General features: G+C 41.9%; 23 protein-coding genes. 4 read left to right on the top strand and 19 right to left on the bottom strand.

The genetic code is table 11. From position 1 onward, the window contains the following. The first annotated feature begins 47 nt into the window (after positions 1 to 47). Entirely contained in the window at positions 48 to 722 is a 675-nt protein-coding gene (locus B3317_RS13515) for a porin family protein (protein WP_291112478.1), read from the top strand. 261 nt (positions 723 to 983) lie between these two features. Here the strand turns inward: B3317_RS13515 and B3317_RS13510 are convergent, their stop codons facing one another. Then, positions 984 to 1,595, bottom strand: a complete 612-nt coding sequence (locus tag B3317_RS13510; protein ID WP_291112476.1) for a hypothetical protein — start codon at positions 1,593 to 1,595, stop codon at positions 984 to 986. 485 nt (positions 1,596 to 2,080) lie between these two features. On the opposite strand from B3317_RS13510, the gene B3317_RS13505 reads away from it, so the two are divergent. Then, a complete protein-coding gene (locus tag B3317_RS13505) occupies positions 2,081 to 4,294 on the top strand; it encodes a RelA/SpoT family protein (protein ID WP_291112474.1) in 2,214 nt (737 codons plus the stop codon). Between the two features lie 461 nt (positions 4,295 to 4,755). Here the strand turns inward: B3317_RS13505 and B3317_RS13500 are convergent, their stop codons facing one another. The 12 genes from B3317_RS13500 to trpB all read right to left on the bottom strand — a co-directional run bounded on the left by B3317_RS13500 (position 4,756) and on the right by trpB (position 16,495). Further along, positions 4,756 to 6,366, bottom strand: a complete 1,611-nt coding sequence (locus tag B3317_RS13500; protein WP_291112472.1) for a sulfatase-like hydrolase/transferase — start codon at positions 6,364 to 6,366, stop codon at positions 4,756 to 4,758. 60 nt (positions 6,367 to 6,426) lie between these two features. Beyond that, positions 6,427 to 7,200, bottom strand: coding sequence for a tryptophan synthase subunit alpha (trpA, locus tag B3317_RS13495; protein WP_291112470.1), 774 nt, complete (start codon positions 7,198 to 7,200; stop codon positions 6,427 to 6,429). Beyond that, complete coding sequence (locus B3317_RS13490; RefSeq protein ID WP_291112468.1) at positions 7,197 to 7,814, bottom strand: phosphoribosylanthranilate isomerase; 618 nt, start codon at positions 7,812 to 7,814, stop codon at positions 7,197 to 7,199. The genes trpA and B3317_RS13490 overlap by 4 nt, the downstream gene beginning before the upstream one ends. Continuing rightward, positions 7,811 to 8,590, bottom strand: a complete 780-nt coding sequence (trpC, locus tag B3317_RS13485) for an indole-3-glycerol phosphate synthase TrpC (RefSeq protein ID WP_291112466.1) — start codon at positions 8,588 to 8,590, stop codon at positions 7,811 to 7,813. The genes B3317_RS13490 and trpC overlap by 4 nt, the downstream gene beginning before the upstream one ends. Beyond that, positions 8,587 to 9,789, bottom strand: a complete 1,203-nt coding sequence (locus B3317_RS13480) for an MFS transporter (RefSeq protein ID WP_291112464.1) — start codon at positions 9,787 to 9,789, stop codon at positions 8,587 to 8,589. The genes trpC and B3317_RS13480 overlap by 4 nt, the downstream gene beginning before the upstream one ends. Continuing rightward, the gene (locus B3317_RS13475) at positions 9,789 to 10,361 is read right to left on the bottom strand and encodes an NAD(P)H-dependent oxidoreductase (protein ID WP_291112462.1); all 573 of its coding nucleotides are present in this window, start codon (positions 10,359 to 10,361) and stop codon (positions 9,789 to 9,791) included. Before B3317_RS13475 ends, B3317_RS13480 begins: the two co-directional genes overlap by 1 nt. 1 nt (position 10,362) lies before the next feature. After that, entirely contained in the window at positions 10,363 to 10,689 is a 327-nt protein-coding gene (locus tag B3317_RS13470) for a chorismate mutase (RefSeq protein ID WP_291112461.1), read from the bottom strand. A gap of 10 nt (positions 10,690 to 10,699) precedes the next feature. Then, positions 10,700 to 11,698, bottom strand: a complete 999-nt coding sequence (gene trpD / locus B3317_RS13465; protein ID WP_291112460.1) for an anthranilate phosphoribosyltransferase — start codon at positions 11,696 to 11,698, stop codon at positions 10,700 to 10,702. A gap of 77 nt (positions 11,699 to 11,775) precedes the next feature. Then, positions 11,776 to 13,137 (bottom strand): TrpB-like pyridoxal phosphate-dependent enzyme, encoded by a 1,362-nt coding sequence (locus B3317_RS13460; protein WP_291112507.1) that lies wholly within the window; start codon positions 13,135 to 13,137, stop codon positions 11,776 to 11,778. Between the two features lie 89 nt (positions 13,138 to 13,226). Beyond that, positions 13,227 to 13,838 (bottom strand): anthranilate synthase component II, encoded by a 612-nt coding sequence (locus B3317_RS13455; protein WP_291112459.1) that lies wholly within the window; start codon positions 13,836 to 13,838, stop codon positions 13,227 to 13,229. Positions 13,839 to 13,902: 64 nt separating this feature from the next. Then, positions 13,903 to 15,309 carry an anthranilate synthase component I family protein gene (locus B3317_RS13450; protein ID WP_291112457.1) on the bottom strand — a complete coding sequence of 469 codons (1,407 nt, stop codon included), beginning with the start codon at positions 15,307 to 15,309 and terminating at the stop codon, positions 13,903 to 13,905. Positions 15,310 to 15,313: 4 nt separating this feature from the next. Further along, positions 15,314 to 16,495 carry a tryptophan synthase subunit beta gene (gene trpB, locus B3317_RS13445; protein WP_291112455.1) on the bottom strand — a complete coding sequence of 394 codons (1,182 nt, stop codon included), beginning with the start codon at positions 16,493 to 16,495 and terminating at the stop codon, positions 15,314 to 15,316. 270 nt (positions 16,496 to 16,765) lie between these two features. On the opposite strand from trpB, the gene B3317_RS13440 reads away from it, so the two are divergent. Further along, positions 16,766 to 17,758, top strand: coding sequence for a metallophosphoesterase family protein (locus B3317_RS13440; RefSeq protein WP_291112453.1), 993 nt, complete (start codon positions 16,766 to 16,768; stop codon positions 17,756 to 17,758). A gap of 9 nt (positions 17,759 to 17,767) precedes the next feature. On the opposite strand, the gene B3317_RS13435 is transcribed toward B3317_RS13440, so the two are convergent. The 6 genes from B3317_RS13435 to B3317_RS13410 form a co-directional block, all read right to left on the bottom strand. After that, positions 17,768 to 18,379: a polysaccharide deacetylase family protein gene (locus B3317_RS13435; RefSeq protein ID WP_291112451.1), complete on the bottom strand. Its 612-nt coding sequence runs from the start codon at positions 18,377 to 18,379 to the stop codon at positions 17,768 to 17,770. Positions 18,380 to 18,441: 62 nt separating this feature from the next. After that, positions 18,442 to 21,906, bottom strand: a complete 3,465-nt coding sequence (locus B3317_RS13430) for a protein O-mannosyl-transferase family (protein ID WP_291112449.1) — start codon at positions 21,904 to 21,906, stop codon at positions 18,442 to 18,444. A gap of 258 nt (positions 21,907 to 22,164) precedes the next feature. Beyond that, positions 22,165 to 22,620 (bottom strand): acyl-CoA thioesterase, encoded by a 456-nt coding sequence (locus B3317_RS13425; protein ID WP_291112447.1) that lies wholly within the window; start codon positions 22,618 to 22,620, stop codon positions 22,165 to 22,167. Positions 22,621 to 22,626: 6 nt separating this feature from the next. Beyond that, on the bottom strand, positions 22,627 to 22,920 hold the full coding sequence (locus B3317_RS13420) for a DUF721 domain-containing protein (protein ID WP_291112445.1): 294 nt from the start codon (positions 22,918 to 22,920) through the stop codon (positions 22,627 to 22,629). Further along, positions 22,917 to 24,023: a DNA replication/repair protein RecF gene (gene recF / locus B3317_RS13415; RefSeq protein WP_291112443.1), complete on the bottom strand. Its 1,107-nt coding sequence runs from the start codon at positions 24,021 to 24,023 to the stop codon at positions 22,917 to 22,919. The genes B3317_RS13420 and recF overlap by 4 nt, the downstream gene beginning before the upstream one ends. Positions 24,024 to 24,524: 501 nt before the next feature. Continuing rightward, positions 24,525 to 24,677: a hypothetical protein gene (locus B3317_RS13410; protein ID WP_291112441.1), complete on the bottom strand. Its 153-nt coding sequence runs from the start codon at positions 24,675 to 24,677 to the stop codon at positions 24,525 to 24,527. Positions 24,678 to 24,768: 91 nt separating this feature from the next. On the opposite strand from B3317_RS13410, the gene B3317_RS13405 reads away from it, so the two are divergent. Continuing rightward, positions 24,769 to 25,674, top strand: a complete 906-nt coding sequence (locus B3317_RS13405; RefSeq protein WP_291112439.1) for an ABC transporter ATP-binding protein — start codon at positions 24,769 to 24,771, stop codon at positions 25,672 to 25,674. Positions 25,675 to 25,724 lie beyond the last annotated feature (50 nt).

Here is a 25,724-nt window from a genome sequence, read left to right as displayed (position 1 = left end):
GCAAGCACTATATCGTTACTATATAAAAAAAACGTAAAAGAATTCCTATGAAAACATCCTTGAGGCTACTGATTATTTCAATTATAATACTGATAAGCGGCAATACAAATGCGCAATTCTTCGTAGAAAAACAAAAGTATGTCACCTTTCAGATAAGGGGAGGAATGAATCTCTCCAATGTTTCGGCATGGAAAAACGAATACGGGTTCAAGAGCGGAAAAGTCAGGTTCGGATATAACTTCGGAGGCATTGCCGATATAACTTTAGGCAACGATGTTTATTTACAGACAGGGCTTAGCTTCACCACCAAAGGGGCTAAAGTAAACAGACTGTCCACTACCATGGGAAATATGGAAGCAAAAATGGAGGCAATGTATATCCAGCTGCCTATCTATTTCACATATAAGTTCAACTTCCCAAACAATACCCATTTCGGCTTTGCCATGGGGCCGTATGTAGCTTACGGAGTAGCAGGAAAGACCACGCTGACTACGCTCGACGGCACTCCCGAAAGTAACAAAGGCAATACTTTTGCCGGTGACGGGCTATGGAACAGACCCGATGTAGGACTAGGGATAGAATTACAAGCAGAGCTATCGAGATTCGTTTTCATTATCGGTTCTGATACGGGCTTTACCCGAATATGGAAAAGAGAGATGTTAAATGATAATCTCAAAGTGAGAAACAATAGTGTTTATCTTTCGCTGGGTGTAAAGATATAATGAAGCTATAAGTAGACAAGACACGAGTAGAGAAGAATCTGACTTTCAACTAACTATTAATTATCTATGAGAATCGTCAGTTGAGTTTTAACGTTGGATTATTTTCTGCTACGCGCAATCAGAGATTGCTTGTGTTCGTTTTGGGCAATGCCAAAATGAACATTCTGACGGAACGAAGTGTAGTCGATAATAATTCAACGTTAAAACTCAACTACTAATTCGCATAAATTATGAGTTATGAGTTTTCAGAAGATTTGGTAACTAGCCGGCAATTACCAGATCTTTCTTTTTTATTATAAACGTGTATTTATCATCGATATACAATACAGGGATAAGTTCATCCTCGCGCCATGTCGAACTCCGCCTGTTCAGATCCCTGTTGAGAAATGCCCTTATATATAGACCGGAACCAGTCTCGTCATTATGAATCAGCACTGTCTTTTTTCTGAATGGTTCATTATAGTCATTTACAATATCATCCGGAGATATATCTTTTATTTCGTTTGCGATATAATATTTATTGTGCCTGTGGCTGTCTTTTACAAATGCGGCATAAGTATATCCGTCTTTTTCCCCGATAGGTTTGGCCAGGCAGATCAGGAAAGAGTCCGGTTTGTTGATTGCTGTTTTTTGTATATGCTTCTTTATCGCTTTTAGCAATATGGTACCTACAACAAAGAGCAACAGGTAAGGGATAATATACCACGATACGAGTTTGTCGAGATTAAATAAGTACAGTATGCCGGCCAATCCGACAAACAGGAGGCATACAGGTGCAACCATCAGTATATTTTTCCACCATGGGGTATTGGTAAGATAGCTTTTTTTGAAACTATAGTCTTTTTCCAGTTTTTCGTAATCGTTCGATTTCATATTGTAAATTCTTTATTTTCAGATAATAATTAATTCTATACAAAAATAGCCCTAAGTATAGTTCTGTCTTGATTTTAATCCTTTTTTTTACCGGGTTGTTATATTAAATTAATTTCCTTTCACAACTCTTATTTGTTGCATGACAAAGTTAAGTAGTAAAAAGAATATAATGTTGTATATTCTCGTTTGTCATTGGCTCCGCTTTGCTCTGCCGAACGTTGTTTCTGAGTAAAACGAAGAATCTCGTTCCTTATTACACAAGAGATTTTTCACTTCGTTCAAAATGACAAAGGCGACAATAATTATTATTATCATTTACTTAATATGCTTTGCCTGATTTTCTGTTGCTTAATGCTAACCAAATTGAGAAAAATAAAAACATCCGGTCTAAAAAGGCGTTATAGTATCAGAAAAGAATTAATTTTACACCCGATTATCAAGAATAATGTATTATCCCTTTAAACAGATATAAGCAGCACAAAGCAATGGATAATAACAATAACCCTACATATAATGCAGATGGACTGACCTATTCCAAGTTTAAGAGACTGGTAAAAGGCCTGACGGCAAACCTTACGGCCGAAGAACTGAAAAAACTTCGCTCGGTGGTAAAGAGGGCCATGTCGGAAAACGTCTATCAAAAGGATGAAAAAATAGGTAGTATAACGGATCTTACTGTAAGTACGAGCATCATACTGATGGAAGAACTGGGTCTGAAGAGCGCGTCCATAATCGCGCTGATTCTTTACCGTCCGGTTGTTCATAAAATAATTACAGATGCCGAAGTAAAAAAACTTTTCGGTCAGGATATCGCCGATATCGTTACCGGGCTGAAAAAGGTAAATGCGCTGGAGATGAGTGAATCGGCGATGGCTTCGGACAATTATATAAAATTGCTGATCTCATTAGCCGAAGATATGCGGGTAATCCTTATCAAGATTGCCAGCCGCCTGCATAAAATAAGATGTGCCGAGAAGTACAGCGAACAGTATCGTTTAAAACTTGCCATAGAAGTTTCGTATCTGTATACTCCTTTGGCTCATAAACTGGGGCTGTATAATATAAAGACCGAACTCGAAGACCTCTATCTGAAATATACCGACCGTGAAGCTTATGATTATATCCTCAGCAAATTGAGTGAGAGTAAGGATGCGCGTGATAAATACATCGCGGAATTTATTCAGCCCATAGATGCCAAACTGAAGGAAACAGGGCTGAAATATGACATAAAAGGACGGGTGAAATCCATTTCGTCCATCAATAATAAGCTGAAGAAGCAGAAGATAGACTTCGAATCTATTTACGACCTCTTTGCTATCCGTATCATCCTTAACTCGGAGATGGAAAAGGAAAAGGCCGAATGCTGGCAGGTTTACTCCATTGTGACGGATATGTACACACCTAATCCGAAACGGCTCAAAGACTGGCTATCCATCCCGAAAAGTAATGGTTACGAATCATTACACACCACAGTTATGGGGCCCGAATCACGCTGGGTAGAGGTGCAGATCCGGACTAAGAGAATGGATGAAATAGCCGAGCGCGGACTTGCTGCCCACTGGAAATATAAGGGAGTGAAAAGCCAGTCGAAGATGGATGACTGGCTGACCAGCCTCAGGGAAATGCTGGAGAATAAGAACCTGGATTCGGGGGAGAAACTTGAGAATTTCAAATTGGATCTTTACGATGAGGAGATTTATGTATTCACGCCCAAAGGCGATTTGCATAAACTGCCATATGGGGCTACCATCCTCGATTTTGCCTTTGCCATCCACTCCCGTATAGGTTCTACCTGTGTATCGGGAAAAGTGAATGGAAAGAATGTATCTATCCGCCATAAGCTCAAGAACGGGGACCAGATAGAAATAGTTACTTCTCCTAACCAGTCGCCGAAACAAGACTGGCTAAACTTTGTCACTACCTCCAAAGCGAAAAATAAGATTCGCCAGAGCCTGAAAGAAGAGGCCAACAAACAGGTGGAAATAGCGAAGGAGATGCTCAAGCGACGTGTTAAAAATCGTAAGATAGAAATCAACGAGTCGATAATGATGCGGATGATAAAGAAGCTCGGCTTTAAGACCATCACCGATTTTTATATAAAGATAGCGGAAGAGAGCCTCGATATAAATTCGGTGATAGACCAATATATAGATCTGGAGAAAAAAGAAACCGAACAGCATGATAAGCATGAAGCGGTCAGCGCGGAGAATTATATTCCTCAGAGTCTGGAAATAGCAAAGGAGACATTAAGCAAAGAGGAACTTATACTCGACAAAAACCTTACAGGTGTGGATTATAAGCTGGCCAAATGTTGTAATCCTATTTACGGGGATGACATATTCGGTTTTGTGTCTTCGCAGGGAATAAAAATACACCGCAAGAACTGTCCGAATGCTCACGATATGTTTTCGCGTTTCGCATACAGGGTTATCCCTGCCCGATGGTCGGGAAAATCGGGTTCTACTTATACGGTTACACTTCGCGTGATAGGAAACGATGACATCGGTATTATTAATAACCTGACATCCATAATTTCCAAGGAATCGGGCATCAGCATGCGCTCTATCAGTATAGATTCCAACGATGGACTCTTTCATGGAAGTATATCCGTAATGCTGAATAATACGGATATGCTGAATGGCCTGATAAAGAAACTCAAAACAGTGAAAGGGGTAAAAGAAGTGAGCCGGTTGAGTTGAGGTTTTTGGAAGAGAATGATATACACATTGTAGGGGCGAATCGAAATTCGTCCCTACTTTTTTGAAAGAACTTTATCTATATTATTTAGCTGATGGCTCTTTGACGTATTGATTAAAGCAGTTACGAGTTACTGTGCCCTTCGGGCAGTTACGAGTTACGAGTTACAAGTAAACAAGAAACGAGATACAAGTTGTTAACTGATAACAGATAACTGTTGACTGATATTTCTGTTACCTTTGTTACCTTTTTTAAATAAAGTTACAAGTTGCTCGCATTTTATTTTGTTTCACGCAAAGACGCAAAGGCGCAAAGTTTTTATATCTTACCAGTTGTTGACTGATGACTGTAAAGTCTCTTGTGCGATAGCTTCGGCTAACGGCTAATAGCTATCAGCTAAAAGCTGAAATAGATGTTACCTTTGTTACCTTTTAACAGTCACAGGCTATTTACTGCTCTCAGTTCACTGTCCCGGCAGTAAATCTTTATACAGGTAAGCATTTTTATCCACATGGAAGATATATTTTCCGTCTTCTACGGCTTTTTTCGCATTTTCGTCAGATACATCATAGCCCATTATTTCGGAGATGATGAATATACTGTTCGAACTGTTTATCAGTGAAGTGTCAGGGTCTACATACCGCCTCACAATGGAATCGACAGGGACAGGACTATTGTTGATAGTCACCAGCGGTGTATCGAACAGGTTGTGGTCCATTACCAATACTCCATGCCCTCCGCCTTCTACCAGTTCGGCATGGTCGGAGAAATAATAAAGGACAGACGAGTTGTTTCGCTTCATTATCTGATAGATAGAACGCAGCAGCCTGTCGGTATGATGGATTGAACGGTCATACTCCCTGGTCTTGGTCTTGCTGCCGGGAAGTGCTCTTTCATCCGCATCATCGTAACGTTCGCCATAGGGTACATGGCTGCCGTTGAGATGAATAACGAAGAACTGTTTTTTATCCGGCCTATATGTTTCTTTCAGGTGGTCGAGTAGGGTAAAATCTTCCCTTATAATGGCTTTCTCGTACATCGACTGAGATGCGTTTGCCGACACGAAGCCGATGTAACTGTCACTTTCGCCCAGCTTATCCTGGTTGGAGAGCCATATAGTCTCGTATCCCGCCTTATTGGCCATGTCGATGATATTGAAATTCTCGAAGAATGGCTTTATATCGTTTGGTGTGGAGAACGAAAGGATAATACGCAGGGCGTCACGGGTAATGGACGCGGGCGAATATGCATTGTAGTAATCCAGAACTTTGGGTTGAGCTAAAGCGAGACTATCGAAAAAAGGACTGGTCTTTTCTTTGTAGCCATAAAGCGAATAGTGTGACCGGGAGGCGCTTTCTCCTATGATGAAGAATATCTTTTCCGGGCTATCTTTACTTTCGTCGAAAGTGATTCCGGCAGGCATCCGCTTCTCCAGTTTCAGGAACTGTTTCATCTGGTATCTCTCGTGCTGGTAGGCGATGAACGTGGAGATGTCGATGTAAACAAGCGGAAAGTTGGCTGCGATAACGGCATTGGTCCCGATTACCGGAAATGTCTCTATAAAATTCTCCCATTTCAGGGATTTTACTTTCCAGTAACAGATAGCGGGCATTATTATAATCCAGTAACCGAGTAACAGGATGACGGATATCTTTCGTGGAAATTTGCTTTCTTTCAGTTCCCGCTGCGACATCAGTATAAGGAAAGTGCTTGCAGCCAGACATCCCAAAGCGGCGAATATGGCTTCAGACATTACGCCGAATGCTTCCGAGGCATTTGTCTCCAGTATGGACGCCATTGTACCTATCGACATCTGGTTTGAATAGACAAAGGCGAAATAGGCATCAAATGAGACGATGACGGACAGTATAAGTGACAGCCACAGGGTATATCTGGTCTTAGCCAGAATATTCAGAACAAGTATGAGCGATAATGCATTGATTAAAGCGGGCTTGCTGACTATGTATAGCGCCAGAACGGATATTGTACAGAAGTATGCAAGGCAAAGGATGGTAAACTTGTATTTGTAAAGAAAGTTGCCCGCCTGTTTTATATAATCAATGGATTTCGACATTCTTATCTTGAAAGAGTTGTGTTATAATTAATTAAGCCACGAAGATACAAATTTTCTTTGTTAATTATTTAATGTCTCTTTCAATGCTTTAACGGCTGCCTTTATATCTTTGCTTTCTTTCAGCAAAGTAATGAACTTGCTGCCGATGATCGCCCCACTGGCATTTGCCTGTGCCGCATCCAATGTCGCTTTGTTAGAAATACCGAATCCGATAAGGCGCGGATTACGCAGGTTCATGGAATTGATACGTCGGAAATAATCCTGTTTCTTTTCGTCAAAACTCTTTTGAGCGCCTGTTGTCGCAGCGGATGATACCATGTAGATAAAACTGTCGGTATGTTCGTCTATCAGGCGGATACGTTCTTCCGAAGTTTCAGGTGTGATAAGCATCACTATCTTGATATCGTATTTATCGGCAATGGGTTTAAATTCATTGATATAATCATTGAAAGGGAGATCGGGAATAATAGCCCCGTCTATACCGGTTTCCTTACATTGTTTACAGAAGTTTTCAAATCCGTATTGCATAATGGGGTTCAGGTAGCCCATCATAATAAGGGGGATATCCACCTCTTTGCGGATATCTTTCAACTGGCTGAACAGGACTTTGAGCGTCATGCCATTCTTTAATGCTATCGTTCCGCTATCCTGAATCGTAGGGCCATCGGCCATCGGGTCGGAGAACGGGATGCCGATTTCGATAAGGTCGATTCCGTTGGCTTCCAGTTCGCGGATAACATCGCGGGTGTCGTTCAGATTGGGAAATCCTGCTGTAAAGTATATGGATAATATATCTTTCTGTTTCTTTTCGAATAGTTGTTTGATCCTGTTCATTGTTCTAATGCTTTTATAAATTGCTGTAATCGTGTTATATCTTTCAGTCCCGGCTCTGTTTCGAATTTGCTGTTGAGGTCGATTCCGTAGAACTTCGGGTGTTGTATCTTCTTTATGCTTTCAGCGTCATCGGAAGAAATACCTCCACTGAGGAAGAAATTGCGTTTGCCTGTATATGCATCCAGTATCTGCCAGTCGAATTTTAATCCCGAGCCTCCATGTTGAGGCGTCTTTGTATCGAAGAGGAAATAACTGCACGCATCTTCATATGCTTTTGTCTGGCCGAAGTCGGAGATGTCCGAAACATTGAAAGCCTTAATGACGGGTATCGTTTTATCCAGTTCTTTACAGAAAGCGGCAGATTCGGAGCCATGTAGCTGTACGAGGCCGAGATTGTACTTATTCACCTTCTCCATGATAAAATCAATGTCTGCGTTGACGAATACACCTACACGCTGGATATAAGACGGCAATATATTTACATCGTCAAATGTCAGCCCATCGGCAAACCGTGGCGATTTATCATAGAATATCATTCCCATATAACTGACCGGAAGTTTGGACAAATCCCTTATATTACCGGGATACTTCATCCCACAGACTTTTATCTTCATGCCAGTTGCTTTATAAAGTCTTCGAGAGCCTTGCCCGGATTGCCGGTTTTCATAAAGTTTTCACCCATGAGAAATCCTTTATATCCTGCCTGCCGGAGCTCAATTACTGTCTGGGGTTGTGAAATACCGCTTTCCGATATTTTTACAAACTCACCGGGGATTTTATCTGCCAGATCGAATGATATTTGCACATCAGTGGCGAATGTGCCGAGGTTACGATTATTTACACCTACTACATCTACTTTGTCATTGATATGGCCTAACTCTTGCTCGCTGTGTATTTCGAGTAATACATCGAGTCCTAACTCCTTAGCTTTTGCCGCCAGTTGTTTCGTTTCCTGTACAGTCAATGCCGAAGCAATGAGAAGTATCGCGCTGGCTTCTGCCAGTCTTGCCTGATAAAGCTGATATTCGTCAATCATAAAATCTTTTCTCAACAGAGGAGTTTGGGTTAACTCTCTTGCTTGTACCAGATCGGTGAGATTACCTCCGAAGAAGTCCATGTCGGTGAGTACTGATATGGCACTGGCTCCGTTTTTTGAGTAAAGTGGAATAACATCGGAGATTTCAGCATCCTTAAATATCCAGTCACGCGATGGGGAGCGGCGTTTGAATTCGGCTATGATCCCGGTCGGTGAATCTGCCAATGCAGCTTTGAACGAGTTTATGCGGATATCTGTAATCTTTTTCTCCATTTCACTGATAGAAACCAGCGATTTTTGTCTGGCAACCTCTATCTTTTTGTTGGCGATTATCTTATCTAATATGTTGCTCATTTTATATCTGTTTTGCGGAGTTCAATCTTATCATATTTAAGAATCTTAATAGTAGAAGCTAATACAACTATACATATTCCGAACAAGCCTATCAAGGCATAAGAATACCGTAGATTGGTTACACTGGCGATGTATCCTATCAGCGGAGGCCCCATCAGAAATCCGAGGAAGCTGACACTGGATACGATTGTCAGAGCAATACTTGTCGGTATCTTAGTTCTTTGTCCGGCAATGCTGTATATAGTAGGGACGATTCCGGCAGTTCCGAAACCGATAATCATAAACGCAATAATAGTAGTTATAAAGTGAGGAAAAGCTACTGCGGTGAATAAACCCACAGATATAAGGATTCCTCCTGTTTGTATAACCCTTTTCCTTCCCCACTTCTGGGTTGCTTTATCTATCAGGAAACGACCCGATGCCATGGTTATCATATACGCGGCCAGTCCTATTGGCGCCAGATGATTCGGTGTACCTACCACATCGATGAGGTAGAGCCCGCTCCAGTCAGACATGGCCCCTTCTGCAGCCATCCCGCAAAATGCGACTATGCCTAGCAGGAAAAGGAATGTTTCGGGTTTATTTTTCTTTTTATCCGCTGCCTGCGCCGGGTCTTTTTCTTTCTTCAGGTCTGCCTGCAAGAACGGTCTGTTGATGAGTAGTGTAATAAAGACAAGTAGTCCGATAATGGCAAAATGATAGATAGGCAATAGTTTTAACGAGGCCATCAGCAACCCGACACTGGCTCCGGTGAGTCCGGCAAAACTCCATCCTCCGTGAAAGGATGCCATAATGGGCTTGTTGTAAGTCGTTTCGAGTGTTACAGCCTGCGTATTGACGGATATATTGCAGAAGTTCCCGAAGAATCCGAAAATAATCAGGCTGATAATCAGTGCATATTCACTGGCTGATAACCCGATGAACAGCAGGGCTACTACATATCCTACGAGCGCGACAGGCAATATTTTCTTGCTTCCGACTTTTGAAATAAGGAGGCCCGAAATCGTCATACCGCATATTTGCCCTATTGGTATCATCAGGAGAATTGTACCCCATGCTGCATCTCCCAGTCCTAATGTTGTTTTAATATCGGGGATGCGGCTGGCCCAACTCGAGAAGCATAATCCTGTACAAAAATACAGGCAGAAGATTGCTATCCGTATACGTCCTTTTGATATTGTTTGTTTATTTTCTTCCATTATTTACGAGCGATAAGCTCTATTTTGTTCAACCATTTTTCCCGCTGTTCGGGAGTCGATGTTTTTATTGTTGCCAGATAAGTAGTCCGGATATTTTTTATACCGCAAAATGCGCCGATATCTTTCCTGATCATCTTTCCTCCAATGTCTTTTACAATCCATTTGTAATAGAAGACAGGAGCGTCCATTGTACTGATTATTTCGGAAGTTTTTCCTGTAAACAGCTTTTTGGGAAACGGAGATTTTTCCTGATATTCGAATGTAAATCCCGGGAGGAAAATACGTTCTATAAACCCTTTCAATAGCGCAGGAGGTGACGCCCACCATGTAGGGTAAATCCAGACAATATGTTCTGCCCATTTTAGCTTTTCCCATGCTTCCAGCAAATCAGGCTCTAGCTCTGTCCGTTTACGGTAACCATACATCAGTATAGGGTTAAAGATCATATCCGTAAGGATAATTTCTTTTACTTCATTACCTTCCTCTAAAGCACCCTTTTTGTAGCTTTGGTGCAATCCGAAACAGAAACTTTCCTTGTCGGGATGGCCGTTAATTATCAGTACTTTTTTCATCTTAATAATATGACTGCTTTATTTCTTTATATAAAGAATCGAACTCGGCTAATTCCTCATTGATAAACGCATTTATCATAGCCCTGTACACTTTCTCTATGACCACAGGGCTTAGTCCGGATTCTTCAGCCAGGATTCTCACCCTGGATATTACGGAGCTTACCCTGTCAGATGCAACAACATCCTGTGCCGATTGTTTGAACCGGGCGGCTTGTGATACAAATTTACTACGTTTTGCAATCAATTCGACCAGTTCCGCATCTATTTTATCAATGTTCATCCTCACTTCGTCAAGAGAGCAATGCAGGGCTTCATTTTGTGATTTCATACCAAAACTGTTATGTATTTAACGTCAGGAACTTCAAAAACGTTTCCTTCGTTTTTCCGCTCTCTAACGATTCGCGTGCCTCAGCAATTGCATCCTCGAAAGAAAGTTGCGGATTTATAGTTTGTATTGCTGTTGCCGCATTCGCTATAACGGCATTTATCTGAGCTTTGGTTGCCGTGTTACTGATAACATTGTCGAAAATCGTTGAAGCATCTTCGGGAGTATTACCTCCATCCAGTTCCAGTTCCAGGCAACGGTCAAATCCGACCTGTTCGGGAGTATAGATTTTCTCTTCGAATTTATTGATTATCTTGAAATCCCCCGTTAGTGAGATCTCATCATATCCGTCTAAACCATGTACGATAGAATAATCGACATCGGTCTGTTGATACATGTAGGAATACAACCGCGCCATTTTCAGGTTGAAAACGCCTAATACTGTTCTTTTGGGCTTTATGGGGTTTACGACAGGTCCCAGCATGTTGAAGAATGTCCGTACTCCCAGTGCTTTGCGAACGGGCGCAACCACTTTCAGGGCATTGTTGAACAATGGGGCATGCATATAAGCGATATTGGTTTTATCAAGCGACTCTTCCAGCTTACTGACATCGGCAGTGAATTTAACTCCATGCTGTTCCATCACATTCGATGCGCCACTGACAGAGGTAGCTCCGTAGTTACCGTGTTTGGCTACTTTATATCCTGCTCCGGCTGTAACAAAACAGGCAAGAGTGGATATATTAAAGGTATTTTTGTTGTCGCCGCCCGTACCTACAATGTCTATCGGATTATATGCGGCCAGTGCATCTACATTTGCCCGCAAATCCAGCAGTGCATCGGAAAATCCGAGGAATTCGTCTACACTGATGCTCCGCATAAGGAATACGCTGATAAACGCGGCAATCTGGGATTCATTGTAGTTGCCTGCTGCCATATTAGTCAGTATTTCCTTTGCCTCGGTGCGGTTGAGGTACTGATGTTCAAAAAGCCTGTTGAGTATCTGTTTCATTTTGCTAGCTTTTAGCTTTTAGCTTTTGGCCGTTAGCTTCTTATTATAAGCTAACGGCTATCGGCTAATAGCTTATTTTATACTAATTTTTCCAACATATCCGTTGTTTTGGCAATTTCCTCGTCGCTCAACTCATGGTTAGATAATTCGCCATCGAAATAACGGTCATAAGAAGCCATATCAATAAGCCCATGACCTGACAGATTGAACAGGATTGTTTTTTGCCGGCCTTCTTCTTTTGCTTTCAAGGCTTCCTGAATGGCGGTATAAATGGCATGCGAGGACTCAGGGGCCGGAATTATACCTTCTGATTTCGCGAATAATATGGCGGCCTCGAATGTATCGAGTTGCTTCACATCCACAGCCTCTATGTATCCGTCTTTTTTCAATTGGCTGACGATAGTTCCTGCTCCATGATAGCGAAGTCCTCCGGCATGAATATTAGCGGGTGCAAAATTATGGCCTAAAGTGTACATCGGTAAAAGAGGGGTATATCCGACTTCATCACCAAAGTCGTACTCAAATTTACCACGGGTTAATTTCGGGCATGACGCCGGTTCCGCCGCCACAAGACGAATATCTTTTCCTCCGGTCAGTTTATGACGCAAGAAAGGAAAAGTAATTCCGGAGAAGTTCGATCCGCCTCCAAAACAGCCGATTACTACATCCGGATATTCTCCCGCCATTTCCATTTGCTTTTCTGCCTCCAGACCGATGATGGTCTGGTGAAGCGATACATGATTCAATACACTGCCTAAGGTATATCTGCAGTTCGGAGTATTTAAAGCCAATTCCACCGCTTCGGAGATAGCTGTTCCAAGGCTTCCCTGATAATTAGGGTTTTCTGTAATAATCTTACGTCCCGCTTTGGTACTCATGCTTGGCGATGCTATAACCTCCGCGCCATATGTCTGCATGATCGAACGACGGTAAGGTTTTTGGTGATAGCTTATCTTTACCATATAAACAGCCAGATCCAGACCAAAGTGATTTGCCGCATATGATAAGGCGGCACCCCATTGCCCTGCGCCGGTTTCGGTGGTAATATTGGTTATCCCCTGCTCTTTACAGTAATATGCCTGTGCTATTGCCGAGTTCAGTTTGTGTGAACCTACAGGGCTGACACTTTCATTCTTAAAATAGATATGCGCAGGTGTATCCAAAGCCTTTTCCAATCCATAGGCGCGTACTAAGGGAGTTGGACGATAATTTTTATATAATTCCCTTATTGGTTCCGGGATTTCTATCCAGCGGTCGGTATCGTTTAATTCCTGCCTGGCAAGTTCTGTCGCGAATATTGGTTCTAAGTCACTTACTTCTAACGGTTTTTTTGTCCCCGGGTGAAGAGGTGGAAGCGGCTTGTTTTTCATATCCGCTACAATATTATACCAACTCCTTGGAATGTCATTTTCGCTTAAAAGGATTTTCTTGTTCATGATTTTGTTAGTTAACGAGTTGACGAGTAAACAAGTAGACAAGTTTAAACTCATATCTTGTATCTTGTATCTTGTTTACTTGTATCTATAAATTAGTTATTTAAAAAATTTCTTACTATCGTTTCACCGGTTGGTGTCAGTACCGATTCGGGGTGGAATTGGACTCCATGTATATCATATTCTTTATGACGGAGCGCCATTATCTGTCCGTTATCGTCTACCGCGGTAACTTCGATGCTTTCCGGTAAATCATTATTATCCACTATCCATGAATGATAACGCCCCACTTCCAGGGTTTTATCTAACCCGTTGAACAGGTAATCGGGCCTTATAACTTCTATTCTGGTGGCCACACCATGATACACATCTTCCAGATTAGTCAGTTTCGCACCAAAGGCTTCTCCTATTGCCTGATGTCCCAGACATACTCCCAGAATCGGTTTTTTACCTGCATATTCTTTAATCAGAGGCAGAAGCAATCCGGCTTCGGACGGGATACCCGGCCCCGGAGAAAGGATTATCTTGTCATACTTTGCAATATCTTCCAAAGCAATTTTATCGTTTCTGTGTACATCCACATCAGTAAATCCCAGTTCTTTAACCAAATGAACGAGATTGTATGTGAATGAGTCGTAATTGTCGAAGATGAGGATTGGGCCCCTCCTAGCCTCCCCTAAGGGGAGGGATTGATCAGATGGCTTCATAATATATATTTTTTTTATTTTTCTGTGCTTGCTTTGAATTCCCCCTTCGGGGGATTTAAGGGACCTAATTTCTTAGTTCTACTGCTGCTTTTACAGCTTTTGCTAATGCTCCCAGTTTATTTTTTACTTCCATAACTTCTGTTTCAGGATTCGATTTGGAAACGATTCCCCCGCCTGCCTGATAATAAAGCGTATTGTTCCGGCTGAGGAAAGTACGGATAGTGATGGCCTGATTGAGATCGCCGTTGAATCCGATATATCCGATACAGCCACCATAGACTCCGCGCATTTGCTTTTCTATGTCGCGTATCAGTTGCATGGCTCTTACCTTAGGCGCACCGGATAGTGTTCCTGCGGGAAAAGTGTCTGCAAAAACAGAAATGTTATTCCTGCTCTCGTCTACTATACCGCTTACACGCGAAACCAGATGGATGACATGCGAGTAGAACTGCACATTCTTATAGAAATCCACTTTCACATCGTGGCAATTGCGGCTGAGGTCGTTGCGGGCAAGATCGACAAGCATGACGTGTTCGGCATTTTCCTTTTCGTCTTTGAGTAAATTCTCGGACAGGATGCGGTCTTTCTCATCGTCTCCCGTACGGAAATAAGTACCGGCAATAGGGTCTATATAGGCTTTGCCTTTTGTGATTTTGCAGTGGGTTTCGGGTGAAGAGCCGAAGATGCGGAAAGAACCGAAATCGAAGTAAAATAAATATGGGGAAGGATTGATGGAACGCAAGGAACGGTATACTTTGAAATCGTCACCCGCAAACTTCTGCGTAAAGCACCGTGAAAGGACAATCTGAAACACATCCCCCCGTTTGCAATGGGCAATTCCTTTTCGTATCATTCCCTGATGCTCTTCGTCAGTAATCATCGATTGCTCGCTGCCGATAGCTTCAAAGTTGTAGGACGCGATGTTGTTGTTCATCACAATAGCTTCCAGTTCCTGCATTTTTTCTTCTGTGCCGTCGACTATATTCTCTACTATGGTCAGCTCATTTTTCAGATGATTGATGACGAGGATAAAGCGGTACAGGATATAATAGAACTCCGGAATATCGGCATTGTTCAGTTTTTTATTAACCGGGTCTACCGCTTCGAAGTAACGGATAGCATCGTATGAAGTGTATCCGAAGAATCCGTTTATATTTGTCTTGTTTTCGCCCTGTACATCGAACTGTCCTATAAAATCATGGAACTTATCTGTTAGTTTCTCGCCCTCTGACAATATTTCCTGTTTGGCTGTATTATCAGGGTAGGTATATGTTATTTCATTATTATCTACCTTGAAACGGGCTATCGGACTTATCCCGATAAATGAATAACTGTTTTCTCCTCCGTGATAATCGGAGCTTTCAAGGAGTGCCGATTCTGGGTATACATCTCTTACCTTCAGGTAAATACTTACAGGTGTTTGTAGATCAGCCAGGAGATTTTTGGTTTTGACTTGTATGTTGTATTCCATGTCTTTATTTTTTATAATTTATATACGTCTCCATATCTTTATCTCCGCGCCCTGATAAGCATAGGACAACTATATCATCGGCGTTGAATGTCATTTTATCCAATGCTCCCAAAGCATGTGCTGATTCTATTGCGGGAATGATGCCTTCCAGTTTTGTCAGTTCGAAGGCTGCCTGCATAGCTTCGTCGTCTGTTACGGCTAATACTTCCGAGCGTCCAGTCTGAGCCAAATGGGCATGTATAGGGCCGATGCCCGGATAATCGAGTCCGGCGGAAATGGAATAGGGTTCTTCGATTTGTCCATCTTCCGACTGCATTATCAGAGTTTTACATCCATGTATAATACCTAGCTTTCCTAAATGAATGGTCGCGGCAGACTCACCCGAATCGATACCTTTACCGGCAGCCTCGGCAAGGACGATTTTCACATCCGGTTCATCTATGAAATGGTAGATTGTTCCTGCAGCATTACTTCCCCCGCCAACGCATGCCATTACATAATCGGGCGTTTCGCGGCCTTCCTTTTCAAGCAGTTGCTTGCGGATTTCTTCACTGATAACCGATTGCAGGCGTGCAACCATATCGGGATAAGGATGAGGTCCTATGGTAGAACCGATCACGTAGTATGTGTCTGAGGGGTTGGAGCACCAGTCGCGTATGGCTTCATTTGTTGCGTCTTTGAGAGTCATATTGCCGCTGGTAACGGGAACTACCTTCGCTCCCAGCATCTCCATTTTCTGCACGTTCAGTTTTTGGCGTTCTACATCCGTAGCTCCCATATATACAATGCATTCGAGATTCATCAGTGCACATACTGTAGCAGTAGCCACTCCGTGTTGTCCCGCTCCGGTTTCTGCAATGATGCGGGTTTTGCCCATTCGTTTGGCAATCAGTATTTGTCCTATCGCATTGTTTATTTTATGGGAACCTGTGTGATTAAGATCTTCACGTTTCAGGTATATTTTACAGCCATGTTTTTGGGAGAGTCTTTCTGCCAGAAAAAGAGGGGAGGGACGGCCTGCATAGTCTCTTAACAAATCATTGTATTCTTTCCGGAATGATGGGTCATTAATTACTTCCAGATAAGAGTTTTTTAATGTTTCCACATTGTCATAGAGGATCTCAGGAATGTAAGCACCTCCGAATTCTCCATAAAAGCCGTTTGGGTCAACTGTAAATTTTTCCATTTTATATTGTTTTTATTTTTCTATCATAAAAAAAAGCCTATCGTGAGTACGACAGGCTTTGTATCTTTATAAACTTTCATTTTAATACATACCAAATTGGCTCACGACTTTTTGAGTTGAGAGTGCCACCACCAATATGCATTTGCTGATTGAAAATTCATTCTATCTTCTTTTTATTTTTGCAAAGATATAAAAAAAAAGAAACGAACAAATAATGATTTATATTTTTTATCTTAGCATAATGTTTAATTATAAAAAAATATATCAACCATGCGAAATCTTTCTATTATTCTCTTAACCCTGTTTTCATTAGCACTGACAGCACAAAACAAGACTCTAAAATATAATGACAAAGGCGTTTTCAAAATATTACAATTTACGGACATTCATTATCAAAAAAATAATCCGGCTTCTGCCGTCGCGATTGAGTTGATAAATGAAGTTTTGGATGCCGAGAAGCCGGATTTAGTCGTCTTTACAGGAGATATTATTTATGCCAAACCTGTGATAGCAGGACTTGATGATGTTTTTACTCCTGTTATAGAAAGAAAGATACCGTGGGCATATATTTTTGGTAATCATGATGATGAACATGGAATGTCCCGGGCGGAACTGATGGATTATGCCGTAAGTAAACCTTTCTGTCTGGCCCAAGCCGGAGACAAATCATTGAAGGGTATAGGTAATTATATACTGGAAGTAAAGTCCTCGAATGAAAGTAAGAATAGTGCAATCCTCTATTTCTTCGATTCAGGAGCATATACTCCTATAAAAGGTCTGGGGACTTATGATTGGTTTGCCCCTAATCAGATAGAATGGTATAGTAATCAAAGTGCCGCATATACAAAAGAAAACGGGGGAGTTCCTTATCCTGCACTGTCTTTTTTCCATATTCCGCTGGCTGAATATCCTCAAATGAAGGCTGAAAAATACGATCAGTTAATCGGGAGTAAAGATGAGAAAGAATGCAATGGAAAGCTGAATACCGGAATGTTTGCAGCTATGCGCCAGGCAGGGGATGTGATGGGTACATTCGTAGGGCATGACCATGATAACGATTACATAGGCAATTACTATGATATATATCTTGCTTACGGCCGTTTCTCGGGAGGAAATACGGAATACAATAATCTTGGAAAGAATGGCTGCCGGGTGATAGAGCTAAAGGAAGGCAAGCGGGAATTCTCTACTTATATCCGTCTGTTGGGTGGAGAAATATTGTATCCGGTAGAGTATCCGGCAACCTTTGCTACAAAGAAATAACAGCTACGCTTATAATAACTTAAATGTATAGCCCTGTTCTTTCAGCCATTCGATGCTGCGGGGCAGGGCATATTTCATATTCTTTTCGGCTTTCAATGAATCGTGGAAAACTATTATAGAGCCGTCGCGGGTATATTTCTTTACATTTTCCAATACCCTTTCAGGCGTCATCAGTTTACTGTAATCGCGTGTTACCACATCCCACATAACGATTTTGTAGTATCTGCGCAATGTGAAGAACTGCGGTATCCTCATATGTCCGTGAGGCGGGCGGAACAGATCTGATTCAATATATTCCGATGCCAGCTTCGTATTTTCCAGATATCTCTTCGAGAACGTTCTGATCCCCTGTATATGGTTAAAGGTATGGTTGCCTACACGGTGGCCACGGTCGAGCACCATTTTGTAAATGTCGGGGTGTTTCCTTACATTATCCCCAACACAGAAAAAAGTGGCCTTGATGTTATACTTATCCAACAGGTCGAGCACCCACGGCGTGATTTCGGGTATCGGCCCGTCATCGAACGTGAGATATATTGTCTTTTCACCTTCAACAGTTTTTTTCCAAAATGCCCCGGGGAAGAGCATACGGTATATAAATGGTGGTTGTTCTATAAACATGATAAACGTTCAGATAAAAGGATTTTCGTAAAGCTCCCGAAAATCCTTTTATCTATCTTGTTTTATTTGCTATAATATTTTTGTAAAAGCTCAGGTTTGTATTTCTGCATCATTCCTCCGATACGCTCTATCTTAGTTTCTGCATCTTTGCGAATGGCAGTATCACTTTCGGCCATATACAAACCTCTCATCGAAATGCGCATCAGATAGTCGAGCGGGTGGCTCCTGTCACTGAAGCTGACCCTGTTGCTCATAAACAGTTCGGCATTTGCCATCACTTTTTCCAGATATGCTTCATATCTGGCCTTATCGTAACGTTGGTATGTATCCAATATCTGGATTTCTGTATTTACCAGATCCCTGATCTCGGATGTGCAATTAATCATAAGACTCTGCTTCATGCTGGCATACCATTGCAAGCTGCCATCGACCCGGTACAGGATTTCATCAATTACTTTCTGTGCTTTTTCCGGCTGCCCGAGTTCATAATAAGCATCTGCAAATGAGACCGATTCTCCCCCACGAGGAACTGTATTAGCCGGGATAGCTTCCATACATCTGTCCAATGCCTGCAATGCCTTGTCGTTCTTTCCTTCCATCAACAGGGCTGTAACCAGACGGTCAAACATCAGACGGAATGTGCGGCACATCCTCAGGTTGTTTTCATCCAGATATACTTTCGGATTCTCGATGCCTCCCCATTTGTATTTGTTTACCATATTGTCAAACATCACTTCGGTATTTACTCCTGTGCTGTCTACAATACCCGGAGTGATGCGTGAGGTGATACCTTCCAGCATCGATTGAGTGGTTAACCTTAATGGTGGCTCCCCAATGGTAATGGCATAATAGATAGGACGCTTCCAGTCATCTTTGTTGATATTGTACAGCATGTCTATAATCATCATTTCCTGACGATATATGCCACCCTTATTATCGCCAAGATTGAAGATAAATTCAGGCTTTGGTCTTGTACCCAATGCACTCCAGTCTACTTTCGATTCATCAATTGACATTTTGAAAATGCTGGAAGGGATTATGATTCCATTCTCAACATACGGATTGCGTGGAGCATAGTTATCCTTTGTTTTCAGGATATTCAGCACCTCACTTACTTCCATCGTATCTTTGAAGGCCTGAGTGTCGTAATAATCCGTGTAATTGATTCTTCCGGCCCACGCTGAAGACTCTTTCGTATTCTGCAGATCACGGGCCAACAGGCGCTCTATATCACGTTTGGTGAATACATATGCCGATTGTCCTTTGTCTCCGTGGTAGCGGTCTTCTTCCCATTCTATCGGCAGAGGAGGAGAATCGTATGCCTGACGGCGCATCTGGTCTACATACCAGTCTGTTTGCAGGTAACTGAGGTTACATACGCGCACATCGGTGCGGAATCCTTCTACTTCCTGGGCATACCATAGCGGGAATGTATCGTTGTCGCCCATAGAGAACAGAATACTGTTCGGCTCACAACCACGCAGGTAATTCATCCCGAAGTCGCGCATTGTGTATCTGTCCGAACGGTCATGGTCGTCCCAATTCTGTCCCGCCATTTGTATAGGAACCAATACGGTAACTACAGTCGCTATGGCGGCGGCAGGAGTTTCCGGTAATACTTTTTTCAGTAAGCGCCAGATAAATGCAACCCCAAACCCTATCCAGATACAGAACGCATAGAACGAGCCTGCATAGGCATAGTCACGCTCCCGCGGTTCGAACGGTTGCTGGTTGAGGTATATGATAATGGCGATACCGGTCATAAAGAACAGCATGAATGTAACCAGAAATTGCTGCTCGCCTTTTTTCCCTCTTGTCAATTGGAACGCTATACCCAGAATCCCGAGTATAAGAGGCAACATATAGTATTTGTTATGTCCTTTGTTTTCTGCTATATCGGGAGGCAGATTGCCTTGAGGGCCACGCCCGAGTAATTCATCCACAAAACTGATCCCTGTAATCCAGTTGCCGTTACTAGGTCCTCCAGTTGCCTGAACGTCATTCTGGCGTCCTGAGAAGTTCCACATGAAATAGCGGAAGTACATAAAATCCAACTGATAATCAAAGAAGAATTTCAAATTCTCGAACATTGTCGGAGGTACGGAAGTATCTTTTATGTCCGCCCATATCTGATAACCGAGCAGATGCCTGTCTTCGGTAGAATACATGCGGGGCAATAACATTGTATTGGTATAACCATAAGTAGGGATAGTACCTGTTACCACATACTCGTCCTTTTGGTCAGGTGATTTTTTTACAACCTTATCAAAACTTTGTTTTTCACTCACCGGTGGTTCGAGGCGGCCATTGGCATCTCTTTTTTCGGAAGAAGCATATGTCTTGCCATAGAATAACGGCCTGTCGCCATATTGTTCACGGTTGAGATAACTGGCCAGAGTAAATACATTTTCCGGAGAGTTCTGGTCCATCGGTGTATTGGCAATGGAGCGGATAGGAATAAGTGCAAACGACGAGTATCCTATCAAGATCACCATCAGGCAAAGTATGGTTGTATTCAAAAATCTGAAATTGACTTTCTTGTAAAGAACAAAGAATGCTATAAGTCCGCCAAGCAATACTATCCATAACAAAATACTGTCACCGATAAAAGTAACACCACTCAGAGCCATGCAAATCACAAATGCGACTTTAGCTCTGCCCAGGCTGCCTTTAGCCGAAAGGGTTTCATAAAGTCCCCATATAATGGATATTACTATCAATAGTATATATGTAAGAGCACCTGTGTTGTAAGAGAATCCGAATCCGTTTACAAATAGTTTTTCAAACCAGCCGCCGACTTTGGTAAAGCCCGGAATGATACCATACATCAGTATTACAACCAGAAACAGGGAACCGGCCAAGGCTATCAGTGTACCTTTAAGATTTACATTTTTCGATTTCTTAAAGTAATATACCAGTACAATGGCAGGGATACACAGCAGGTTGAGCAAATGGACTCCGATAGACAATCCCATGGCATAAGCTATAATTACCAGCCATTTGTCGGAGCCTTCCTTGTCCGCTCTGTTTTCCCACTTCAGTATCAACCAGAAAACCAGCGCGGTAAACATGGATGAATAGGCGTAAACTTCTCCTTCCACAGCCGAAAACCAGAATGTATCGGTAAATGTATATGTCAGAGCCCCGATAAGGCCGCAACCTATAATTGCGATAAGCTGACCAAGGGTCATTTCCTGTTCGGTATCTGTATATATTAGTTTTTTGGCAAGATGGGTTATTGTCCAGAAAAGGAACAGGATAGTTGCTGCGCTTAACAACGCCGACATACTGTTTACCATCATTGCCACTTGAGAAGTATCGGAAGCAAACAATGTAAAAAATTTACCTGTAAGCATAAAGAACGGTGCACCCGGAGGATGCCCCACCTCTAATTTAAAGGCAGACGTGATAAACTCGCCACAGTCCCAGAAACTGGCTGTAGGTTCGATGGTCATTAAATAAACAATAGCGGCCACAGCAAAACTGAACCAACCAAAGACATTGTTTATCAGGTTATATCTCTTCATAGTTGAAACTGGTATATGATAATAATCGTTTATTAAACGGTTGTTTTTTATACATTTGGGTGCAAAGATAGTTAAAACACTGAAAGTATTGATTAGGTGTGCTTTGTTTTTGTTTGCCAAATTAAAAAACTTCTTAAAAACCGGGATTACAGACGATCACTATCTGAGGCTTACATCTTTCTTTGTTTTATGATTATTTGTTTAAAATATTAACTATAAAACAAAGAGCCATCTGGTAAAAATGGCTCTTTATATTCATCATTCCGCTAATACTTTTTCTTCTTCCAGTCCTTCATGCTCCGATATAATTTTTCGCCAGGTATCAGGAATAGGCATCGATGCCTGTGTATGTGCGTCGTATGTTACAAAAACGGATTTGCATCTGCATTTGATTTCTCCGTTCTTTACATTCCTTATTTGCTGGAGGAATATCCCGCTTTTATCTCCCAGTTTGGTAACTTTCGAGTCTACAACTATATTTTCTCTATAGTATACAGGGGAAAGGAAATCGACTTCGATATGTGCGACCACAATCAGGCCGTCTGTCCAGCTGATATCGGATTTACCTTTAACTGTCTCGAAATATGTAGTCTTGCCGAGGTCGAAATAACTGAAATATACATTGTTATTGATATGCCCTAAAGCATCTATGTCACTAAAGCGGATTTGAATAGGAAGCGTTTCTTTAAACGTTTCGGGTTTTATTTCTTTCATTTTAATTTATCTGAATATGATATCATTTACTACATGCATACCCGCATGTTCATTCAATTTAGTAATAAGCCTGTCTTTTGCCATCAATAATTCGGAACGGAGAACGGATGAACTCAAAGACACATAAAGAACACCGTTTCGCAGGTAAATGTTTGTCGTATATGAATTAATCATCTTGCCAAGCAATTGCGGCCAGCCTGTAACAGCCCTGCTTTCGGCCAGTTTACGCCTTATGAATGGATTCTCTTCAAAGTATTGTCTCAGTACTTCTCCTATGCTTTCGGTATTCCGTTTTCTCATAGCGCAATATTCTTTTGGATTACTTCGCCTTTTTCTACTTCATACAGATGGTAGTTGCTGTTTGTGCGGGAGAGTATCTCATCCAGATGCTCACGGTTGGTGTCGGTTACGAATATCTGCCCGAAATCCTTATCCAGTACCAGTTTGATGATCTGCTCCACCCGGGATGAATCCAGCTTATCGAAAATATCATCCAGCAATAGTATAGGAGTAGTCTCAGTGGCTTTGTGCAGGAAGTCGAACTGGGCCAGCTTCAATGCCACAACATACGTTTTGTTCTGTCCCTGCGAACCTACACGCTTAATGGAGTAACCATCCATCTGCATGTCCAGATCGTCCTTGTGTATGCCGGCAGTGGTGTAGCCTAAGATTTTGTCCCTCTGTCTTCTCGATTTAAGCAATTCCGGAAAATCGGGATTTTCGAAGTGTGATTCGTATTTCAACTCCACCTTCTCGTTCGAAGAACAGATAAAATCGTAAAACTTCTGGAATGTAGGAATAAATTTGTCGATAAAATCCTTCCTCTTCCTATAAATAACCTTTCCCTCATTGGCCAGTTGCTCATCCCAAAGGTCGAGAAGAGTACCGTCAATCGGGGCATCCACTTTCAGCAATGCATTCCTCTGTTGCAGAGCCTTGTTGTATCGGATAAGCGAGTGCAGATATTCTTTATCGAATTGCGAAAGGAATAAATCCATAAACTTGCGTCGCTCGTCGCTACCTCCGTTTATCAGTTCCGTGTCGGATGGCGAAACCATTACCAACGGCAATAATCCGATATGGTCCGACAAGCGTTCGTATTCTTTCTTGTTCCGTTTGAATTGCTTTTTTTGCTTCCTGCGCAGACTGCAAAAGAATTCGTCCTGTTTATCCCCGATTTCGTACCAACCTTGTATGACCGCAAATTCAGCATCATGCAGAATGTTTTGGGAGTCGATAGGGTTGTTGTGACTTTTGCTGAACGACAGATAGTAGATTGCATCCAGCAGATTCGTTTTTCCCATACCGTTACTTCCCAGAAAACAATTTATCTTGGGCGACAGAGTAAGTTCGGCTTGCTCTATATTCTTATAGTTGAGTATGGATAAACGCTCTAATATCATGCATGAAAAAAAATAATGGTTTTGCAAAAGTACAATTTTTTGCCGGAGGAGACAGCTTTTAAAGATAAGTAATTAGGGCAAACGCACGAAAATTACTCTTTTTAAAAAAGTTTATCTATATAATAAGCTATTAGCCTTTAGCTGTTAGTTCTTTGATGTATTGATTAGCTCCTCCAACCTCCCCTTGGGGCAGGGCTGTTAAGTTCTCCACTTTGTTCTTTTATTTTCGGCTGTCATTGGCTCCGCTTCGCTCTGCCGAACGTTGTTTCTGAGTGGAACGAAGGATCTCTTTCGATTAAGGAGATGTTTGCCTCGCCTTCGCTTCGGCGATTTTCAATTCACTCCGTTCAACATGACAAAGAGGATATAAGAATTCAGAACTTAACAGCCCTGCCCCAAGGGGAGGTTACAGAGAGGATAAAAAGTAATAGGTAGAAAAAGTGTTACCTTTGTTACCTTTTTTTAAGTTACGAGTTACTTCACCCTTCGGGCAGTTATGAGTTACGGATTGGCTGACGCCCTGTTTTGTTTCACGCAGAGACGCAAAGGCGCAAAGATTTTACTTCTTACCAGTTGTTTACTGATGACTGATAACTGTTGACTGAAACGTTGCCAATTTCCGTTTGCTCTAAATTCGTAGCTATATATTCGCATATCTCTTTATTTTTTTATTCTTTTGTGATTTTATAGAATATTCACCGACTAATAAGGTAGAGTAATTTAAGCAAAATTAATATCGATCAGAATGATGTATCTTGAAACGCAGGATATCGTAAAACAGTACGGGAACTACACCGCTCTTAACGGGGTAAGTGTACAGGTTCCCAAAGGCTGTATTTATGGGTTGCTGGGACCGAATGGCGCCGGCAAATCGTCTCTTATCCGCATAATAAACAGAATAACGGCTCCCGATCAGGGAAAAGTCCTTATCAATGGCAGGGAATCTGTTGCCGATGACATTTTCAACATAGGCTACCTCCCCGAAGAAAGAGGCCTGTATAAGAAGATGAAAGTGGGTGAGCATATTGTTTTCCTTGCGCGCCTGAGAGGTCTGTCTGTTGACGATGCGCACGAGAAAACGCAGTATTGGCTTCGCAAATTCGATATTCTGTCGTGGGAAAACAAAAAAGTGGAAGAATTATCGAAAGGGATGCAACAGAAAATACAGTTCATTGCCACAGTAATACATGAACCTGATTTGTATATTCTTGACGAGCCTTTCAGCGGATTCGACCCGGTAAACGCAGAGTTGCTTAAAAATGAACTTCTCGAACTGAAAGCAAAAGGCAAAACAATTATCCTGTCCACCCACAATATGGAATCGGTAGAAGCGCTTTGCGACGAAATTTCCCTGATTAATAAATCGAAGGTTGTTTTGCAGGGGAATGTGAAAGAAATACGAGCGCAGTACAGGAAGCATATTTTCAGGCTTAACGTATCGGGCGATAGCTTCGGAATGGAATCCGCTCATTTTACCGTATTGTCACAGTCTGCGGATAAGGATTCGGTCGAAGTACACATCCAGCGAAATGACGAAGCGTCCAACTCCGATCTGTTACAGGAAGTTGCCCGGAAATATGAGATTATTTCTTTTGAGGAAGAATTACCTTCCATGAATGATATTTTTATTCAAGCAGTAAGCAATAGATGAAGTTTAACAATATATTATCAAATCTAACCTACGATTGTTGTTTTACAACA

The sequence above is a fragment of the Dysgonomonas sp. UBA7710 genome, from assembly GCF_002482385.1.
Lineage (GTDB): Bacteria > Bacteroidota > Bacteroidia > Bacteroidales > Dysgonomonadaceae > Dysgonomonas.
Note: the sequence above shows the minus strand (reverse complement) of the source record. Positions and strands in the feature narration are given on the sequence as shown.

Coding starts and splice junctions, on each gene's coding strand:
- B3317_RS13470 (WP_291112461.1), bottom strand. CDS start 10,689: ATGAAATCACAAAATGAAGCCCTGCATTGCTCTCTTGACGAAGTGAGG.
- trpC (WP_291112466.1), bottom strand. CDS start 8,590: ATGAGCAACATATTAGATAAGATAATCGCCAACAAAAAGATAGAGGTT.
- B3317_RS13455 (WP_291112459.1), bottom strand. CDS start 13,838: ATGAAGCCATCTGATCAATCCCTCCCCTTAGGGGAGGCTAGGAGGGGC.
- trpD (WP_291112460.1), bottom strand. CDS start 11,698: ATGAAACAGATACTCAACAGGCTTTTTGAACATCAGTACCTCAACCGC.
- B3317_RS13420 (WP_291112445.1), bottom strand. CDS start 22,920: ATGAGAAAACGGAATACCGAAAGCATAGGAGAAGTACTGAGACAATAC.
- B3317_RS13405 (WP_291112439.1), top strand. CDS start 24,769: ATGATGTATCTTGAAACGCAGGATATCGTAAAACAGTACGGGAACTAC.
- B3317_RS13475 (WP_291112462.1), bottom strand. CDS start 10,361: ATGAAAAAAGTACTGATAATTAACGGCCATCCCGACAAGGAAAGTTTC.
- B3317_RS13510 (WP_291112476.1), bottom strand. CDS start 1,595: ATGAAATCGAACGATTACGAAAAACTGGAAAAAGACTATAGTTTCAAA.
- B3317_RS13480 (WP_291112464.1), bottom strand. CDS start 9,789: ATGGAAGAAAATAAACAAACAATATCAAAAGGACGTATACGGATAGCA.
- B3317_RS13435 (WP_291112451.1), bottom strand. CDS start 18,379: ATGTTTATAGAACAACCACCATTTATATACCGTATGCTCTTCCCCGGG.
- B3317_RS13425 (WP_291112447.1), bottom strand. CDS start 22,620: ATGAAAGAAATAAAACCCGAAACGTTTAAAGAAACGCTTCCTATTCAA.
- B3317_RS13430 (WP_291112449.1), bottom strand. CDS start 21,906: ATGAAGAGATATAACCTGATAAACAATGTCTTTGGTTGGTTCAGTTTT.
- B3317_RS13450 (WP_291112457.1), bottom strand. CDS start 15,309: ATGGAATACAACATACAAGTCAAAACCAAAAATCTCCTGGCTGATCTA.
- B3317_RS13500 (WP_291112472.1), bottom strand. CDS start 6,366: ATGTCGAAATCCATTGATTATATAAAACAGGCGGGCAACTTTCTTTAC.
- B3317_RS13440 (WP_291112453.1), top strand. CDS start 16,766: ATGCGAAATCTTTCTATTATTCTCTTAACCCTGTTTTCATTAGCACTG.
- trpB (WP_291112455.1), bottom strand. CDS start 16,495: ATGGAAAAATTTACAGTTGACCCAAACGGCTTTTATGGAGAATTCGGA.
- B3317_RS13505 (WP_291112474.1), top strand. CDS start 2,081: ATGGATAATAACAATAACCCTACATATAATGCAGATGGACTGACCTAT.
- B3317_RS13490 (WP_291112468.1), bottom strand. CDS start 7,814: ATGAAGATAAAAGTCTGTGGGATGAAGTATCCCGGTAATATAAGGGAT.
- trpA (WP_291112470.1), bottom strand. CDS start 7,200: ATGAACAGGATCAAACAACTATTCGAAAAGAAACAGAAAGATATATTA.
- recF (WP_291112443.1), bottom strand. CDS start 24,023: ATGATATTAGAGCGTTTATCCATACTCAACTATAAGAATATAGAGCAA.
- B3317_RS13515 (WP_291112478.1), top strand. CDS start 48: ATGAAAACATCCTTGAGGCTACTGATTATTTCAATTATAATACTGATA.
- B3317_RS13410 (WP_291112441.1), bottom strand. CDS start 24,677: ATGCGAATATATAGCTACGAATTTAGAGCAAACGGAAATTGGCAACGT.